Raw genomic sequence first — 17,770 nt, forward strand, 5'->3', positions numbered from 1 at the left:
ATAAGTGAAGGGAGATGATAAATATGGCAGTAACATTACAAAACAAATCAACAAAATTCAAAATCGTCTACAGCTTAGGAGCAGACAAAAATGGGAAGGAGATTAAGAAAACTAAAACTTACTCTAACCTAAAGCATGATGCATCTAACGAGGATGTATATGCAGTGGCCAGTGCCTTAATAGGCCTTCAATCTAAGACAGCCTTAGAAGTGGCTAAATTAAATGAAACAGAATTAGTGGATAAATAGGGGGGGATTTAAATGAAGAGATTAGAAATGACTTTTAGAAATGAGTTAGGTCGCAGCACTAAGATCAGTGTGGATTATGTTAAGGATGATGTGACTAAGGAACAGGTAGAGACAGTAATGCAGTCCATTATAGAGAAAAATATTTTTAAGACAGAAAATGGGGAACTAAAGGAAATAGATGGTGCAGATATAGTTAGTACGAATACTGTGGAATTAATTTAAGATAAGGTGGCCAATTTGGCCACCTTATCTTAGCTTTATAGATTTCTCGTGTATAAACTTGCTTTATCGGGCCTACTTCAGGAAAATATATTGAAAATTTTTCCATTGAAGTCCTTGTCACAAGCGAAAGTGTGAATCTTCGTAGATAGGTTCATGACTCATGTTCAAATAGCATAGGATGCTGTGACGTTCCAGGGTTCCAAAAATTTTCAATATATTTTCCCTTGTAGGCAAGTTACTGTAATAAAATAAATTTAAGATCAAGAAATCTATATGTGAGCCTACTTTAGGGAAGTTAATGTAGGTATGTGAACGGAAAGCTAAAACCTTGAAAAGAATATGACATTGTGATAGTATTTGAAGTAGAAAGAGAACATTATTTATGTGATAAATTCTATGCTGGGTACAAAATTATTGGGAAAAGAGGACTGAAATCTCTATGACCTTTGAAATTACTAGGCTAGAAGGTTGTCTTCATACTTAAAAAACAGGTGCAAAAGTGTAAATATACACTTGAAAAGCCTGCTTTTGGCACGACTTAATGGCGTGATCAAAAGGCTAGAGCCGTTGGTGTGACTAAGAATAGGCAAAAACACGAGTAGAAGTGCAAAATCCATTAAAACAAGGATTGAAACTACATCTATGAGCGATACTATGGACTGGATCCATAGAACAGTAGAAGTGCAAAATCCATTAAAACAAGGATTGAAACTTTCATTACCTCTATTAGTAAATTTATCTAGGATAACATGTAGAAGTGCAAAATCCATTAAAACAAGGATTGAAACTTGATTCACCTATTAAATTATCATATCTGTCATTCATTTGTAGAAGTGCAAAATCCATTAAAACAAGGATTGAAACATTATCTCCTTATATATTCCATGTATTTCATTTTCTATTGTAGAAGTGCAAAATCCATTAAAACAAGGATTGAAACGCTACACACTGTAATGGATATCCTTCTATAAAATGTAGTAGAAGTGCAAAATCCATTAAAACAAGGATTGAAACTTATATAACTTTGTAAATCAAATGTCAAATTTACTTAGTAGAAGTGCAAAATCCATTAAAACAAGGATTGAAATAAGTCCATACAATCATTCTGTGCAACAGCTCTTAATAAGTAGAATTGCATAACTTATTAATAATATTACTGAAAAAACCTTCAAAAAAAGGTTTTATTTTTTTGTCCAAAAACTCCCACTCACTATATCTATATAAGTGAAGGGAGATGATAAATATGGCAGTAACATTACACAACAAATCAACAAAATTCAAAATCGTCTACAGCTTAGGAGCAGACAAAAATGGTAAGGAGATTAAGAAAACTAAAACTTACTCTAACCTAAAGCATGATGCATCTAACGAGGATGTATATGCAGTAGCCAGTGCTTTAATAGGTCTTCAATCTAAGATAGCCTTAGAAGTGGCTAAATTAAATGAAACAGAATTAGTGGATAAATAGGGGGGCATTTAAATGAAGAGATTAGAAATGATTTTTAGAAATGAGTTAGGTCGCAGCACTAAGATCAGTGTGGATTATGTTAAGGATGATGTGACTAAGAAAGAGGTAGAGACAGTGATGCAGTCTATTATAGACAAAAACATTTTTAAGACAGAAAACGGAGAATTAAAGGAAATAGATGGAGCAGATATAGTTAGCACAAATACTGTGGAATTAATTTAGGATAAGGTGGCCAATTTGGCCACCTTATTTTAATGGGAATATTATTTTTGTGTTGTAACCTTGACATTTTAACCATGTAGCTAATGACATACGTGCATCATCTAAAGGATTATGTCTTGATGGAGTATAGTTGAGTATATCTTTAGTATAGGATTTTCTGTCTATATCAGGATCTATATTATTAGCTAATAGCATGGTAGCCACTTCATGGAGGGGATAAGGCCCTTGGAATAATCTATTGTCTAAATCCTTCTCCACACATTTTCTAAATAAATTACTTTCAACAGGAGAGCCAATATCAACTATGGTTATGGCATTGTTTTTATGACTTATCCAAAACTTCCAAAAATCTTCCCTTAAATCTTCCTTTGAATCATATACATTAGATACTTTAATATGAGGCAATACATTATCAACTACCCAAGGATTAGAAACTTCTTTTAAACTAGACATGCCTACAAAAGAATCTATTTCTTCTCCATTCAAAAATACACTTACCCCTATAGCAAATATATCTCCATACAAACCATCACTTTCACAATCAATACTAATTATCTTTTTATCCAAAAGAATCACCACCTATAATAATTATAGCTTAAATTTATAAATAAACAGAAAAATTTATTACAGTAAAATTAAAGGTAAATATACACATATATAGAATTAAATGTAAAGAGGTGTTAAAAAATGTCAAATGAAACTTATAGTGAACATATATTTATGTTTCCATTTACTATGGATATTAATGAAGAAAAATCAAATTTGATGGAAACAATACACACTGCTCTTGCTGATAGGTGGGAATTAAAGAAGAGGGATAAATATAATAAAAGCAATTACAAGGAATATAATGAAGAAGTATATTTTTATAAAAGTGTAAGAAAAGCAATGCATACATATAAAGGTGATCATAAACCCATAACATTAGAATATGAACATAAATGCTATAACAATAAAAATAAAACATATTACACTATAAATGTAAGAAAAAACAAGAAATATAAACTACAAATAAGAAATATAAAGTTTAAAATATATGAAGGCAAGATAGGCATAATAACCTTTAATTTACTTAATAACAGATATAAAGATAGGGATGAAATATTAGAAATAAATGAATATGGAAGAAGAATATATCCTCAACACATACAAAGTGATAATAATATTCCGCATTTTTTAAGTGAAAAAATAATATTATCTAAGCAGTGTAATATAGAAAAATTTACGACAGATTACCATAAGGTTAATATAAATAGGATATCACAAATGATTATGTGTCTCCTAGGGGATAAATTTTCTGTAGATGAACCTATAGAATCAATGAAAGATAAGATAGTAATAAATCCTATAATAGATGATAGGATGTTTGTCATGTGTCATTATTATAGTGATGATGAAGCTTCAAACGTAAAATATGGATTAAAGAATTATGAAAATAAAGATTATTGGTGTAGATATTTATTTGTAGATACTAATTACTCGTCTTGTAAAAATGATGAAATGAAAGATAAAATAATCAAGAATCATACCTATTATAGATGGAGTGATTACGGTACTTTGTATGGCATAACCAGGTATTCGTATATGATCATAACTGATGAAAGTTCCTTTTCTAAAACATTGGGGATTCATTTTCATACTATGTATTATGAAATGGTATGTCTAGTATTAGCTCAAAGAGCTTGTATATTAGCTTATTCAGAGTCTCTTAGTAAAATTGATTTAGAAAAAGATACTGCTAAAAAATTAGAGGATTTATATAAATCATACTTAGAATCTAGAAAAAATTTATACTTTAGAGAAGTGACGGCACAGGAACAAGGCATAGAACTATATAAAATGTTGTTAGAAAACATGGAGATAGATAGAGATATAGATAAATTAAAAGAAGAAATAGATGAGATTTATCAATATGTTAGATTACAAGAAGAGGCTAAAAACAATGAAAATATAAGTAAAATTACAAATCTGGGAGCCATGTTTATAATTCCTAATTTCATAGTATGTTTTTTGGCATTAATAGATAAACCATTGTTTTATATATGTAGAATAGGTGGAGTATTACTTGTAATATTGAGCTTAATTACAAAATGGTGGCTAAAGATTAATAAAAATAAGGATGCAAAATTAAATAATATATTAAATGGATTAATAGGAATCGGTTTTTTTATATCATTGATAGGAATATTAGGATAAAAGGAGGTTAATCTTATGCATACACTACCAATAAAGCTTCAACAAAATACGCCAATAATTCACTTTAAGCATAACGATGAGGAAGCAAGTATAAGAGCTACTGAATTAAAGCCAAAGCTAGATAGATTTTTAATTAAAGAAGTTTTTGATGGAGATAAAAATTTTGATAAATATAAAAGATATTTAATGGGATATAAAGAAGGAAAAGAACAAAAAGATTATGATGGGAAAGAGGCTTTTAATTATAAAGTGATTGTATGTGCTAGAGGCAAGAGGATTATTAAAGAGAATGCACCAATGTATTTTGGCAAAAATGGAAAGCCTGTTATACATAACGATATATGTGTAATTATAAAAAGTATGAGTCTAGAACTTAAAAATATCATAGACAAATATAAAGATAGATTTTTTATGGAGAATAGCTTCGGGAACAGAACATCTAAAGGATATGGATCATTTAGTGTGAGGGGCTATAATGAAGAATTGGATGCTAATAATTATTTTCACTATTTAACACAATATCAGGGGAATGGGATAAATAATTGGAATGAACTGATGGAAGAAATAGAAAAACTTTATAAAAATATAAGAAGTGATTGCATGAGACAGTATTGCATAACAGAGGGCTATAATTATGATAGACATGAAATTAAAGATAAATTATTTGGAGATATCGATGATTATAAGCAAAAGGACGTTCTTATAACTGATTTGTTAGGATTAGCTACTAGTGAGATTTGGGATGAAAATACAAAACTTGGGGTATCGAAGAGTAATAAAAAAATTCAGAGATTTCCATCTCCCATTTTTATAAAGCCCATTCTGAATAATAATGGATATTACATATATATAAAACTTAATGAGATTCATAAAGATATGTTAAATCAAACTTTTAATATTAAAAAGAGAATATTTAAAAGAGGAAGTAAAAAAATTCATAAAAAACCATTATATCTAACAACTCCATCATCATTTAATATCCATAATCTAATTCAATATGGAATGGATAATGATAAAAAAGAAGGCTTATGGATAAACATGAGAAGATTAGAAGGACGGTGAGATAATGGCTAAATATACAGGAATAACAGTAGGACCTATAATTAGAACACTTAATATGGCTAATAGTACAGGGGAACTTTGGGGAGCTAGCTATATATTTTCATACATAGTAAGAAAAATAATAGAGAGAATTCAAGAACATAATCAAATAATACTACCTTATTATGATAAAAATACTTTAAATAATATAGAAGGTGGGTTGTTACCAGATAGGATAATAATAAAAGGTGAAGTTAAAGAAATAGAAAAAATTGTAGAGAATGTAATAAGTGAAATAATAAAAGAGATAGAAGAAGGTTTAAGAAATGTAAAGATTGATTATAGAGCTGTTAAGTCATATGTACAGAATTATTTTCAAATATATTATAAAACAATAGATTTAAAAGAAGAAGATAATATTATATTAGAGATGAGTAAATATTTAGATGTATTAGAATTACAACAGTCATATATACCAGTAGAAAATGAGAACTACGTATCAATACATATAAGCAATGAAAATACCAAGAAACAGATATTAGAACTTAAACAAAATGAAGAAGATACAATATTAATGAAATATAAAAAAGAAGGAAAAGATATAATCAGATTTCCTTCTGTGACAGAAATTGCAGCTATGGACATATTAATGAAAGATAAAAAAAGGTTTCAAGTAGGACCAAGTAGTGAAGATTATTACAATAGATTAAAAAAAGAAATAAACTATGAAAAAATTAAAAAAGCTCATAAATATTATGCAATTGTACAGGCAGATGGGGATAGTATAGGGAAAATTATAAAGTCATTGAAAAAAGAAGATGATTATAAAAAATTCTCTCAATGTTTATTTGAATTTGCAAAGGATTCTATAGATATAATAAAAAAACATCATGGATTACCTATATATGCAGGCGGAGATGACTTACTGTTCATTATGCCAGTAATATATGAAAATAGAACGGTATTTGATGTTATAGATGAACTTAGTAGGAATTTTGAAAATACATTAAAAAAAGAATTTAAAGAAAGTACAGCAACATTGTCTTTTGGTGTATCTATAAACTATCATAGATATCCTTTATATGAATCATTAGAGGTAGCTAGAGAGTTACTATTTGTAAATGCTAAAAATTATAAGGATATAAATGAAAAAGAAAAAAATGCAGTGTCATTTAGGTTTAATAAACATAGTGGAAAAGAATTTGAAAAAACCTTTAATAAAGAAAGTGGCACTTATAGGATATTCAAAGACATATTAAATGCTAAATTAGATACAAAGGTGCTTACAGGTGTAAATACTAAAATATTTAGAGATGAAATTACAATAAAAGAGATAATTAAGAAAGAAAATAAATTGAAAAATTATTTTCAAAATAACTTTGATGAAGATGTACATAAAGAAAATGATTATATAAAAATAGTTCAGAATTTCATAAACACTTATGCTTCAGAACACTACGAGACAGATATGATTAAAGAAATATATTCAATACTTAGATTCATAAAATTTATAAAAGAGGAGGACAGTTAAGATGTATAGTTATTTGGTAAAACTAACTCCTCTAGAACCATATTTTTTCGGAGGAAATATCAATTTTTTTTGGAAATCTCAGAAGAATAATAAAGATAAAGATAGAGGGAGTAGATATTTAATAAAATCTAGAGATTTACCCCAGCAAACTACTTTGTTAGGAATGATAAGAAAAGAGATTCTTATGAGTGAAGAAGGAGCAATGATAAAGGTAAATGATGAAGAAGTTCCCTTCAAGTATAAATATAATATTAGAAAATATGGTGAAAGCGAAATAGAATACATAGGAAAACTCATAGGAAAAAGCAGTTTTAATATGAAAAAACCACCTTCTGAATATGGAATTATAAAAAATATATCATCAGTTTTTATAATGGATAAAAGAGATAACATATATATAAAAACTCCATATGACTATAATAAAAATGGATATAAGCCTTTTGTTTATAAAGACGGGATACTAGATGGATATGATCCTAAAGCTGGTATTACAGATTGTTTTATGAATGTAGATACTTTTAATCTATGTACAGAAAAAATATTTAGAGATTTTAAAAAAGTAGGAATAGATAAAGATGATAAAGGAAGTACGAAGGAAGATTCATATTTTAAAGCCATATTTAAGGTTATGGAGAAAGAGTTTTCTTTTGCTTTTGTATTAAATACAAAAGAAGAATTAAGGTTGAAAAATAAAATTGTTTATATGGGTGCTAAGAAATCAGCCTTCAAAATGGAGTTGAAGAAAGTAGAAAATAATTATTTTAAAATACCAAAAGAAGATAATAAAATAATACTTCTTAGTGATACGTATATAGATGAAAACATTTATGACAAATGTGTATATGCCATAACAAATACGATAGATTTTAATAATCTTCAAACTACATATGGTAAAAATCATAAAATGAAGAAGACATTGGTAAAGTTTACATTGTTAAAAAGTGGTAGTGTTTTATATCCAAAAACAAACCAAGACAGAAAATACATATTAGACAAGATAAACAAAGAAAATATACAGAAAATAGGCTACAATCACATATGGCAAGTAGGGGGATTAAGAGATGTTAAGTAAAATATATAAAATCAGAGCATTAACTAATATGCATGTAGGTACGGGAGATACTGGATATGGGCTAGTAGATAATACAGTTCAGAGGGATGTAGTTACTAATTATCCTGCCATATATTCATCTAGCCTAAAGGGAGCTTTAAGACAATTCGCTAGATATGAAAAATTTGATGAAATTAAAGAAATATTCGGATCAGAAAACACATCAAATGAATCTATGGAATCTGGATTAGCTAAATTTTTTCAGGCCAACTTATTATCTATTCCTGTAAGGGGACAAAAGAAACCTTTTTATAGGGCTACATGTTATAAGATTATAAATGAGTTAATAGAGAATTTGGAAATACATAAAATTGAAGATACAGATGGGATAATGAGGATTTTGAATACACTTAAAGATGAAAAAGAATCATTTTTGTTAGTCACCGAGGAAATAGAAAAGAAAGAAAAAGGAAGTAAAGAAATTATAGAAGGATATGAAGTTAAAACAAAAAAAGAAGATAAATTAACCCATTTAGAAAATATATTTGGTAAAGATATAGTAGTATTTGATAATGAAACATTTGGTCATATAATAGAGGAACTTCCTGTAATAGCGAGAAACTGTTTAGATAATGGAGAGAGTAAAAATTTATGGTATGAAGAAATAGTTCCTAGAGAAACTAGATTTTATTTTCCTGTGATATTAGATGAGAAAAAAGATAACAATGGAACTGAAGAGGAAGACAGTCGTTTAAGTAAAAAATTAAATGATTTATTAGAGAATAAAATGATTCAAATAGGAGCAAATGCATCTATTGGATATGGCTATACTGAAATTAGCAAGTTGGGAGAAAGTAAATATGAATAAGAAGAAAATAGAAGAATATATAAGAGTATCTATAAGCATATTGGATAATCCAAAAGATAAGCATGGAAAGTATTTTCTTAGAAATAAAAAAGATGATAAAATCCCAAAAGAATATAAGGGATATATAAACTCTTTTGGTGCTACAGTAATAAACAGTGGATTATTAGCAACTATAGCCATATATGATAATAAGTCTTCAGGATCAGAAGCAGATAAAAGTCAAATAATTAGAATATTAGAAAAAATATTGAATAAAGATGATTTATTTAATTATGCAAAAGAATACAAAGAAAATATGAGTATAAAAAGAGATATAATAAATGCGTCAATAGCTTTAAAACTGGCTCTTCGTACTTATGAATTCACTGATTAGGAGGGGGTAGAGTGGCTTATAACTTAGGTTATTTATTTAATAAAGAGATATATAAAGATATAAAAAAAAGTGAAAATAAATATGAATTACCTAATATAAAAGGAACATTGAAAGGTATATTAAATTATGAATTAGAAAAAATAGAAGAAATAAAAATAGGAATCAATTCTTTTAATCTTAAAGTAAAATATCCAGGACTCCTAATAGGAACGGGTTATGCCCATGGGATTACAATCAATGAAGATTTTAAAATAGGATTGTTCTTTGACCACACAACAGGATTACCAATAATACCAGGTTCATCTATAAAGGGTTTAATCAGGCATGTTTTTAAGAATGCTAATAGTGAGTATCATTTGAAAGAGGAATATAAAAAGTATCTTGCAGATAAAATAAAAACAATAAATAAAGATATACATGTTACAGATAAATATTTAAAGAATCTAGAAATGGAAATTTTTTGTGGCATATTAAATCATAATATAGAAGAAGAAAAAAGGCTTAGTATTTATAAAAGAGACGTGTTTTTCGATGCTGTAATAATTGATGGAGACAATGATAAAAAAATAGTAGATGAGGATTATATAACTCCTCATACAGAAGGAATTACAAAAAATCCTAAACCATTGAAGTTTCTCAAAGTAAGAAGTGGTGTGAAATTTAGCTTTCATTTTCAATTAAATGATTCCCAAGTTAAGGATGATAAAGGAAATAAATTAAATGCAGAACATAAAAAAGATTTATTCAAAAAAATAATTTTAGATTTTGGATTAGGAGCTAAAACTAATGTGGGCTATGGAGTATTAGAATAAGAGAAGTGAATAAGGAGCAGATATTTGCTCCTTTAATCATCTAAAGTTGTAAGTGAAAAAATGTTAGAAAATATACAGGTACTAACAAATAAGAAAAAGAATAACTATGAAAAATAGTAACTATAGATAAAATAGAATAGTTATATTCTCTACAGCATCTAGTCTATTGAATTAAATTCATAGTTTGTGTCAATAATTTTAACAGCAATAATTAAAATGTGCTAGAGAAGAATGAATCCATAAAAATAAGGATTGCAACATGTAATGTATAATATTTTTTCAAGTATAAAAACACTCCACTAAAACAAGGATTAGAAAAAAATATATATGGGAACACATCATTCATATTAGGATAAAAATAAATTTAATGTAATGTATAATATTAAGGCTAATTACCAATTCTAAATACATAATAGTATTTACCTACTAGACAACATAGAATGAATTAGCATATAAAATACAAAAATCCATAAGGATAAAAACTAACAAAGGAAGGTGATTTATTGATTGAGTATATAAAAAATATAGGACAAGCCATCCGAGAAATAAATGGAGAACTAGAACTAGTAGATCTATGGCAAAAGGATAATAAAGATTTTGACAATCTCCTCATAATAAACCTAGACGAAAAAATAGAAATGAACCATGTACAATTTACCAAAGATGCATATAGACAATCCCTACTTTACCAACAGGGAAATGGTATGGTTGGGGCAGGTATAAAGATTGAAAAATTTAAAGATGATAAAAAGACAATAGACAAACTAGAAAAAAAGATAAAAAAATCATTAGAATTCATAGAAATAGATACACAACACTTACCTAAAATAGCTAACCTAATAACTACAGAAGTGAGAGAAGGACCTAATGAAACCTACTTTGTTTTATTCAAAAAAAATAACAAATATCCCCTAGAACTGTGTAGAGAAAAATATGAAAAGACAATAAAAGAAACATATCTAAACAAGCAAACTAGCGCCAATAAATGTCATCTATGTTCTCACCAAGGACTTAATTATGACACAGTACTATTTAATTGCTATACAAATGATAAGGACATATATACAAATACTAAAGGATTAAACTATAATGTGTGTGAAAATTGCCTATATGATCTACTAAATGGACGAAAATATATAAATGAAAATCTAAGAACCTTCTGGGCTGGATCGGAGGTCATGTTTTTGCCCCATATATTTGATGAAGATATAAAGGAAATATATGAGGAAAATAAGGTAGATGGAGATGGAAACTTTAAAAAGCTATTAGAAAACATAAGAACTAATGAGGACGAAGTTTTAGAATGTGTATCTAAAACTACTACTACAGATATAATATTTTTTACACATCCAAGGGCTAGCTCCGAGTGGAAGATAGAATATTCCATAAGGGGAGTTATGCCATCTAGATTTACTGGAGTATCCCAAAATCTAGGCAAATATTCATCTTCACATGATAATAGACCCCTTAATTTTTATACGATAATGAAGTACCTATGCCTAAGTGATGGGAAGGGTGGAAGTCACAACAAGGATAGATTTAGATTATTAGATATAGTTTTTCATGGGAAAAAATATAGTAGAAATATATTTTTTAATAGGGTCATGAAACAATATAAACAGGACTATTTTAATGGGAAACCTTATATGTCTAATATCCATAGAATATATAATTTCATATGTGATTGTGGATGTTTGGAAAAGGGATGGAACTACATGATATGTGAAGAAGGGAGATGGAAAGAAATGAAATATACTAGCTTAGAAGAATTTTTTAATAAGAATGAAAAATTTTTTGATACGGGGGTGAAAAAGGCCTGGTTCATATTAGGGAAAGTATATAATAGTTTAATATATTATTCTAAAAAATATAAGGCAGGTAGTGATGGAAATGTGAAAGAAGAAAAATCCCACCTAGAACAAAGCTTTTTCTTTGGAAGAAAATTTGATTACAATACATTCATATATTTTTCAAATATGTGCAGTGAAAAATTATTAAAATATAGAAATTATAATCCTAGGATAAAAGAAGAAATGACCATGGCAAAGGAGTATATGCAAAGGGGAAAAGGTAAACTTAATAATGATGAGGCAAAGTATATATTTTTCTGGGGTATGGATATGTATTTTCAAAAGGGAGATGAAGAATAATGGCAAATAGTAGAGAGTTTTTATTAGTATGGGATAGTACCATGTGTATACCTAATGGAGATATGCTAAATGAAAATAGGCCAAGGCAGGATGAATTAACAGGACAGCTTGAAGTATCTGATGTGAGAATAAAAAGATATGTGAGGGATCATTGGATTAATATAGGTAAGGAAGTGTTAGTTCAATCGGTAGAAGATAAAAAGGGAAACATTATGACTTGTGCTAGTCGTATATCTCATATAAAGAAGGAAAATAAATTGGATGATAAGAATGTGGGAGAATACCTATTATCCAATTATATAGATGTGAGATTATTTGGAGCCGTAATAACTAAGCCTAAAAAGGATATAATGGGGCCACTACAAATTGCATGGAGTAAAAGTGTCCATGAGGCAGAAGTGAAGTTTATGCAGGGAAATGCTGCCTATGCAGGTAAAGAAGGGGCTAGTCAATCATCCATATGGTCAAAGTATATTACTCCTTATGGTCTTTTTAAAACCTATGGAGTATATAATGATCTTGTGGCTAAAAGGCAAGGAATAGAAGTAACTGAAGAAGATATGGCTGATTTTGTGGAAGGGTTAATAGAAGGCATGAAAAATTATAGGAGTACTTCTAAAAATCAAATGCCTAGATTATTAGTAGAAGTGGTATATAAGAATAATAAATTAGATGGGGAACTTGATTATGTACATATAAATAAAGATCTTAATGATACGGAGCTTAGGAGTATAGATCATGTATCTATAGATTTAGAAAAACTATCTAATTATTATGAAAAGAAACAGGAACATATAAAAGAGGTTATTGTATATAAGCATCCTAGCATAGAACCTTTAAATGTTCATGGAGATTTTAAAGTAGAGATAATATAGGGCATTTGGAGATGATATGGATGAATAAATGTGTAGTTTTTAACATAAGCGGATCATATGGTCGCTTTAGGAAACCCTATACTACCACATCTGCCCTATCCTTTATAACCATCCATCCTATTGCCGTAAAGGGAATCATAGGTGCCATAGTTGGTATAGATAAGGATGAATTATATGGGTGGGCTAAGGACATAAAAATAGGGATAGAAGTGATAAATCCTATAAAGAAGGATATGCAATCCTTTAATTTAAATAATATGAAGACCAATGGAACCTTTAGATTTCCATCTAATGTGGAGTTTTTAAGGGATTTAAAATATAGAATATATGTGACAGGGGATAAGGTAAATGAATTAGAGAAAGTTCTTTTAGAAGAAGAATTTGTATTTACTCCATATTTAGGTGTAAGTGAGCATATGGCTAAGGTGGCTTATGAATATACTAAAGAGGATATGGAGCATATTTGTGAAGGTCATTGGGTAGATACATTAATTCCTATGGATAATATAGACCTAGATTTTCAGTGTGAGTATGAAATAAATACGGATAATATACCTGTTAAGAATAATGAAAAAAGAGAATATACCAAATATGAAAAAATAGTATTTACTACAGAAGAAAAGAAGTTAAAGGGAAAGATAAAAGAAGTATATAAGGTAGGAGATAAACATGTGTTTTTCTTTTAATATAAAGGCTCATGACCATCAGAGCCTTTATACTCATTTAAGAGAAGTTAGTCGTATAGCCATAGAAACTCATAAAAACAATAGAATAAAGGGTGAACTTACAAATATTATAGACATAATATGTATGGGTCATGATTTTGCCAAGGCCACCACCTATTTTCAAAGACACTTAAAGGGAGAAAAGGAGGGACTTGAAAAAAATCATAGTCAATTATCTGCTTTTTTTACCTATTGGCTATTACCAGAGGAATATAAGCATATGGGATTTTTAATAGTGAAGAAGCATCATGGAGATATGAAAAATTCTAATGACGAGGTAAAATACACAAAAATGTGGGATTTTTCAAAGCAAATAGAGGATATGACATGTAATCATAAGGAGGAACTAGAGTATATATACAAAGATTATTTAGGTAATAGGAGTATGGAGGACTTTTTTTCCTGGGTAGAAGATATAGCTAATCAAAGGTCTGTTATGAAAAGCTTTAGGAAGAAAAAGTACTCTTTAAGTGAATTTTTAGAGGTTCAATATGTATATGGACTATTGCTTACGGCAGATAAGAGTCAGTTAATATTAAAAGACACATTTATGCCAGAAGAACCCTATGAAAGTACCTATATGGAATCATATAAGGATAACCTAATAGAAGAATCCCTGATTAAAAACCCTAAATTAAAGGAATCCCATATATTTGAATTAAGAAATTCCATATATGAAGATTTAGTTAAAGAATTAGAAAAAATACATATGGATAGGGAGAATATATTTTCCATAAATGTACCAACAGGAAGTGGTAAAACCATACTTTCTTATAAATGTGCCATGTATATGGCAAAGAAAATATATGATGAGAAGAATATACATACTAACATAATTTATTCCCTACCATTTACCAGTGTAATAGATCAAAATCATCAGGTATTAGAAGAAATAATAAAACACAATGAAGGCAAATCACCAGATAATGATCAAGTGCTAAAATACCATTCTTCCACTCCCATAGAGTATAAATATTATGAGGGCTTTGATGCTAGATTTTGTTTTGAAAATTGGCAGAGTAAGATAATAACAACTACCTTTGTCCAGTTTTTTAATACCATATTTAAAACGGGAAAAAACTCCATAAGTCATAGATTTCATAGATTGGCTAATAGTATAGTCATATTAGATGAAGTACAGGCCATAGGTGAAAAGTATTATTTCCTTATAAAAGAGTTTTTAGAAATACTAGGAAGGGAATATAATACAAAAATCATATTAGTAACGGCTACTCTACCTATGCTATTAGATACAAAGGAGTTAATAAAAGATAAAGAGAAATATTTTAGAGCTTTAGATCGAATAGAGATACATAATCATTCTGGTGAAGGAACTTATATGGAGGATTTTAAAGAAATATTATTAGAGGATATAGAAGAGAATCAAGATAAGAGCTTTTTAATAGTATTAAATACAGTAAAATCTTCTAAGGATATTTATAATCATTTAAAGGATATGGGTAGAAAGATCATATATTTGTCTACGGAAATATATCCTAAAAAGAGATTAGAAATAATAGATAAGATAAAGAAATCTAAAGAAAAATACATAGTAGTATCTACTCAGCTAATAGAGGCGGGAGTAGATATAGATATGGATATAGTATATAGGGACTTTGCTCCCCTAGACTCCATAAACCAAACGGCAGGTAGGGCCAACAGAAATGGTGTAGGAGGACGTGGTACAGTAAAGTTATATAAATTAGTAGATGAAAATGAAAGGAAATATTGTACCTATATATATCCTAGATTTTTACTTAATAATACGGAAAAAGTATTATCAGGAAAAGATGTGATAAGGGAAAAACACATATATGATATGAATGAAGAATACTTTAAAAGAGTAAAATCAGGAATATCTAACGATTATTCAAAGGATATGATGAAGTTTATAGAGAAATTAAAGTATGAAGATTTTAGAAATATGTTTGAATTAATAGATAAGGATGAATTTTTAAAGGTGGACATTATAGTTAATGGAGATCATATATGCCAAAAATTATTAGAAAAAATTCAAGAAGATAATCTGGACATGTTAGAGGTGAAAAATGCATTTAGACTTCTCAATCAATATAGAATTTCTGTACTTAGGAAGGAATTACATAATATAAATACTAAATCTATACATAAATATAATCTATTGTATATAAATAAAGAAGATTATGGTAAAGAGGGAGCAATTAGAAAAAGTACTATGCAACTTTAAGGAGTGAGGATATTGACAAAAAATATAAGAGTACTAAAATCATTATTTCAAGACGTGAGGATAAAAGAAAGACAAGCACCAAAGCTTAGGGGATATTTTGCTAATAAATATGCACAAATAGAGAGTATGCACAATCATAGGGCCGATAAGTTCATATATAGCTATCCCCTAGTTCAATACAAGGTCATAGATGAAATCCCCCATATAATAGTTATGGAACATGAGATTGATAGGGTAGGAGAATACATATTTAAAGAAGATAAATTAATAATAGAAGATATGGAACTTAAAACCTATGAAAAATACATAAAGGTAGAAAATGAATCCTACGGAGTAGTGGATGAAATCCATGAATACGAATTTGTAACACCTTGGCTATCATTAAATCAAAATAATGTTAAAAAATATAGAAGTGCTAATGATGAAGAAAAGAAAGAATTATTAAAAAAAGTACTGATAGGAAATCTATTATCTGCATCTAAGGGATTAGACTATAGGGTAGAAGATCAAGTTCATGTGGAAGTAGATTTAAAAGAGATAAAAGTAAATTTTAAAAATAGTAAGATGATAGGATTTAAGGGGAATTTTAAAACTAACTTTAAACTTATAGATCATATGGGACTTGGGAAGAGTGTATCCAGGGGATTTGGTACTATAAAGATGATGTAGGATTATATTTAGGGTATGGATTTGTTGTGTGGGAGCATGGTTTATGTGGGCCTATTTTCTCTTATAGGCAAGTTACTGTAGGTCTGTGAAGGGAAGGTAAAAGCTTGAAAAGAATGGGGTATTATGATAGTATTTGAAGTGAAGATAGTAAGCTATAAACTTCATGCTAGGTACAAAATTATTGGCAAAAGAGGACTTGAATCTCTATATCCTTTGAAATGACTAGGCTGGAGGGCTGGCTTCATACTTTAAAAACAGGTGAAAAAGTGTAAATATATACCTAAAAACCCCATTTTTATTTCAACTTAATGGCGTGGCCAAAAGGCTATAGTCATTGGAATGACTGAGGATAGACAAAAACACGAGTAGAAGTGCATAATCCATTAAAACAAGGATTGAAACAAAATATTGTATCATTTATATGTCCATATATAAAGTGGTAGAAGTGCATAATCCATTAAAACAAGGATTGAAACTAATTTCAGTTATTTCTTCCTGGCTTAAAATTCCACTGTAGAAGTGCATAATCCATTAAAACAAGGATTGAAACAGTATATCAAGAGGAGTAGGTCCAATCTGTATTGAGTAGAAGTGCATAATCCATTAAAACAAGGATTGAAACTTCTTTGGCGGGGGAACAATCATTTCATCAATGAGCTTTGTAGAAGTGCATAATCCATTAAAACAAGGATTGAAACGTGAAACACATATTCAAAATAGACTGCCCTTTCTTAAGTAGAAGTGCATAATCCATTAAAACAAGGATTGAAATAGTTTATAATCTAATAGACCAGTACGAACATTAATGTAGAAGTGCATAATCCATTAAAACAAGGATTGAAACTAATATCACCTCTTTTCAATAAAATATTGATACTCAGTAGAAGTGCATAATCCATTAAAACAAGGATTGAAACCCATTAGATAGTAAAGCGAGCATAGTGGGTGATGTAGTGTAGAAGTGCATAATCCATTAAAACAAGGATTGAAACAATAACTCTCTACACCCACATAGACATTCATTTTTATAGTAGAAGTGCATAATCCATTAAAACAAGGATTGAAACTATGATCTTCGCTTGTAATTCCTATAGGGTTTTTGAATTGTAGAAG

Annotated in this window: 17 protein-coding genes and 2 CRISPR repeat arrays; of the genes, 16 read left to right on the forward strand and 1 reads right to left on the reverse strand. The window is 28.8% G+C overall.

All coding sequences use genetic code 11. From position 1 onward, the window contains the following. The first annotated feature begins 23 nt into the window (after positions 1-23). The 4 genes from N4A57_RS10740 to N4A57_RS10755 all read left to right on the forward strand — a co-directional run bounded on the left by N4A57_RS10740 (position 24) and on the right by N4A57_RS10755 (position 2,160). Entirely contained in the window at positions 24-248 is a 225-nt protein-coding gene (locus tag N4A57_RS10740; protein WP_293657996.1) for a DUF1659 domain-containing protein, read from the forward strand. A gap of 12 nt (positions 249-260) precedes the next feature. Then, positions 261-470, forward strand: coding sequence for a DUF2922 domain-containing protein (locus N4A57_RS10745; protein ID WP_293657997.1), 210 nt, complete (start codon positions 261-263; stop codon positions 468-470). A gap of 598 nt (positions 471-1,068) precedes the next feature. Next, a CRISPR array of direct repeats spans positions 1,069-1,558; the repeat unit is 37 nt; unit sequence GTAGAAGTGCAAAATCCATTAAAACAAGGATTGAAAC. Between the two features lie 155 nt (positions 1,559-1,713). Then, positions 1,714-1,938, forward strand: a complete 225-nt coding sequence (locus tag N4A57_RS10750) for a DUF1659 domain-containing protein (protein ID WP_293657998.1) — start codon at positions 1,714-1,716, stop codon at positions 1,936-1,938. Between the two features lie 12 nt (positions 1,939-1,950). After that, a complete protein-coding gene (locus tag N4A57_RS10755; protein ID WP_293657999.1) occupies positions 1,951-2,160 on the forward strand; it encodes a DUF2922 domain-containing protein in 210 nt (69 codons plus the stop codon). Between the two features lie 24 nt (positions 2,161-2,184). On the opposite strand, the gene N4A57_RS10760 is transcribed toward N4A57_RS10755, so the two are convergent. Beyond that, a complete protein-coding gene (locus tag N4A57_RS10760) occupies positions 2,185-2,727 on the reverse strand; it encodes a hypothetical protein (protein WP_293658000.1) in 543 nt (180 codons plus the stop codon). A 120-nt stretch (positions 2,728-2,847) separates the two neighbouring features. Between N4A57_RS10760 and N4A57_RS10765 the strand changes: the two genes are divergently transcribed. The 12 genes from N4A57_RS10765 (at position 2,848) to N4A57_RS10820 (ending at position 16,657) form a co-directional block, all read left to right on the forward strand. After that, positions 2,848-4,356, forward strand: coding sequence for a hypothetical protein (locus tag N4A57_RS10765; protein WP_293658001.1), 1,509 nt, complete (start codon positions 2,848-2,850; stop codon positions 4,354-4,356). A 15-nt stretch (positions 4,357-4,371) separates the two neighbouring features. Further along, positions 4,372-5,418 (forward strand): hypothetical protein, encoded by a 1,047-nt coding sequence (locus tag N4A57_RS10770; RefSeq protein ID WP_293658002.1) that lies wholly within the window; start codon positions 4,372-4,374, stop codon positions 5,416-5,418. A gap of 4 nt (positions 5,419-5,422) precedes the next feature. Continuing rightward, positions 5,423-6,928 carry a type III-B CRISPR-associated protein Cas10/Cmr2 gene (gene cas10 / locus N4A57_RS10775; protein ID WP_293658003.1) on the forward strand — a complete coding sequence of 502 codons (1,506 nt, stop codon included), beginning with the start codon at positions 5,423-5,425 and terminating at the stop codon, positions 6,926-6,928. A gap of 1 nt (position 6,929) precedes the next feature. Further along, positions 6,930-8,000, forward strand: a complete 1,071-nt coding sequence (locus N4A57_RS10780) for a type III-B CRISPR module-associated Cmr3 family protein (RefSeq protein WP_293658004.1) — start codon at positions 6,930-6,932, stop codon at positions 7,998-8,000. Continuing rightward, the gene (gene cmr4, locus N4A57_RS10785; RefSeq protein ID WP_293658005.1) at positions 7,990-8,847 is read left to right on the forward strand and encodes a type III-B CRISPR module RAMP protein Cmr4; all 858 of its coding nucleotides are present in this window, start codon (positions 7,990-7,992) and stop codon (positions 8,845-8,847) included. Before N4A57_RS10780 ends, cmr4 begins: the two co-directional genes overlap by 11 nt. Next, positions 8,840-9,220, forward strand: a complete 381-nt coding sequence (locus tag N4A57_RS10790; RefSeq protein WP_293658006.1) for a type III-B CRISPR module-associated protein Cmr5 — start codon at positions 8,840-8,842, stop codon at positions 9,218-9,220. Before cmr4 ends, N4A57_RS10790 begins: the two co-directional genes overlap by 8 nt. 11 nt (positions 9,221-9,231) lie before the next feature. After that, positions 9,232-10,032 carry a type III-B CRISPR module RAMP protein Cmr6 gene (gene cmr6 / locus N4A57_RS10795; protein WP_293658007.1) on the forward strand — a complete coding sequence of 267 codons (801 nt, stop codon included), beginning with the start codon at positions 9,232-9,234 and terminating at the stop codon, positions 10,030-10,032. Positions 10,033-10,535: 503 nt separating this feature from the next. Further along, positions 10,536-12,182: a TIGR02556 family CRISPR-associated protein gene (locus tag N4A57_RS10800; RefSeq protein WP_293658008.1), complete on the forward strand. Its 1,647-nt coding sequence runs from the start codon at positions 10,536-10,538 to the stop codon at positions 12,180-12,182. After that, positions 12,182-13,057 (forward strand): type I-B CRISPR-associated protein Cas7/Csh2, encoded by an 876-nt coding sequence (gene cas7b, locus N4A57_RS10805; RefSeq protein ID WP_293658009.1) that lies wholly within the window; start codon positions 12,182-12,184, stop codon positions 13,055-13,057. Before N4A57_RS10800 ends, cas7b begins: the two co-directional genes overlap by 1 nt. A 20-nt stretch (positions 13,058-13,077) precedes the next feature. Next, on the forward strand, positions 13,078-13,743 hold the full coding sequence (cas5b, locus tag N4A57_RS10810) for a type I-B CRISPR-associated protein Cas5b (protein WP_293658010.1): 666 nt from the start codon (positions 13,078-13,080) through the stop codon (positions 13,741-13,743). Then, complete coding sequence (gene cas3 / locus N4A57_RS10815; RefSeq protein WP_293658011.1) at positions 13,727-15,988, forward strand: CRISPR-associated helicase Cas3'; 2,262 nt, start codon at positions 13,727-13,729, stop codon at positions 15,986-15,988. Before cas5b ends, cas3 begins: the two co-directional genes overlap by 17 nt. A gap of 12 nt (positions 15,989-16,000) precedes the next feature. Further along, the gene (locus N4A57_RS10820; protein WP_293658012.1) at positions 16,001-16,657 is read left to right on the forward strand and encodes a CRISPR-associated endonuclease Cas6; all 657 of its coding nucleotides are present in this window, start codon (positions 16,001-16,003) and stop codon (positions 16,655-16,657) included. A gap of 365 nt (positions 16,658-17,022) precedes the next feature. Further along, a CRISPR array of direct repeats spans positions 17,023-17,724; the repeat unit is 37 nt; unit sequence GTAGAAGTGCATAATCCATTAAAACAAGGATTGAAAC. Positions 17,725-17,770: the final 46 nt, after the last annotated feature.

The organism is Anaeromicrobium sp., from assembly GCF_025210435.1.
Taxonomy (GTDB): domain Bacteria; phylum Bacillota; class Clostridia; order Peptostreptococcales; family Thermotaleaceae; genus Anaeromicrobium.

Coding starts and splice junctions, on each gene's coding strand:
- N4A57_RS10740 (WP_293657996.1), top strand. CDS start 24: ATGGCAGTAACATTACAAAACAAATCAACAAAATTCAAAATCGTCTAC.
- N4A57_RS10745 (WP_293657997.1), top strand. CDS start 261: ATGAAGAGATTAGAAATGACTTTTAGAAATGAGTTAGGTCGCAGCACT.
- N4A57_RS10750 (WP_293657998.1), top strand. CDS start 1,714: ATGGCAGTAACATTACACAACAAATCAACAAAATTCAAAATCGTCTAC.
- N4A57_RS10755 (WP_293657999.1), top strand. CDS start 1,951: ATGAAGAGATTAGAAATGATTTTTAGAAATGAGTTAGGTCGCAGCACT.
- N4A57_RS10765 (WP_293658001.1), top strand. CDS start 2,848: ATGTCAAATGAAACTTATAGTGAACATATATTTATGTTTCCATTTACT.
- N4A57_RS10770 (WP_293658002.1), top strand. CDS start 4,372: ATGCATACACTACCAATAAAGCTTCAACAAAATACGCCAATAATTCAC.
- cas10 (WP_293658003.1), top strand. CDS start 5,423: ATGGCTAAATATACAGGAATAACAGTAGGACCTATAATTAGAACACTT.
- N4A57_RS10780 (WP_293658004.1), top strand. CDS start 6,930: ATGTATAGTTATTTGGTAAAACTAACTCCTCTAGAACCATATTTTTTC.
- cmr4 (WP_293658005.1), top strand. CDS start 7,990: ATGTTAAGTAAAATATATAAAATCAGAGCATTAACTAATATGCATGTA.
- N4A57_RS10790 (WP_293658006.1), top strand. CDS start 8,840: ATGAATAAGAAGAAAATAGAAGAATATATAAGAGTATCTATAAGCATA.
- cas7b (WP_293658009.1), top strand. CDS start 12,182: ATGGCAAATAGTAGAGAGTTTTTATTAGTATGGGATAGTACCATGTGT.
- cas5b (WP_293658010.1), top strand. CDS start 13,078: ATGAATAAATGTGTAGTTTTTAACATAAGCGGATCATATGGTCGCTTT.
- cas3 (WP_293658011.1), top strand. CDS start 13,727: ATGTGTTTTTCTTTTAATATAAAGGCTCATGACCATCAGAGCCTTTAT.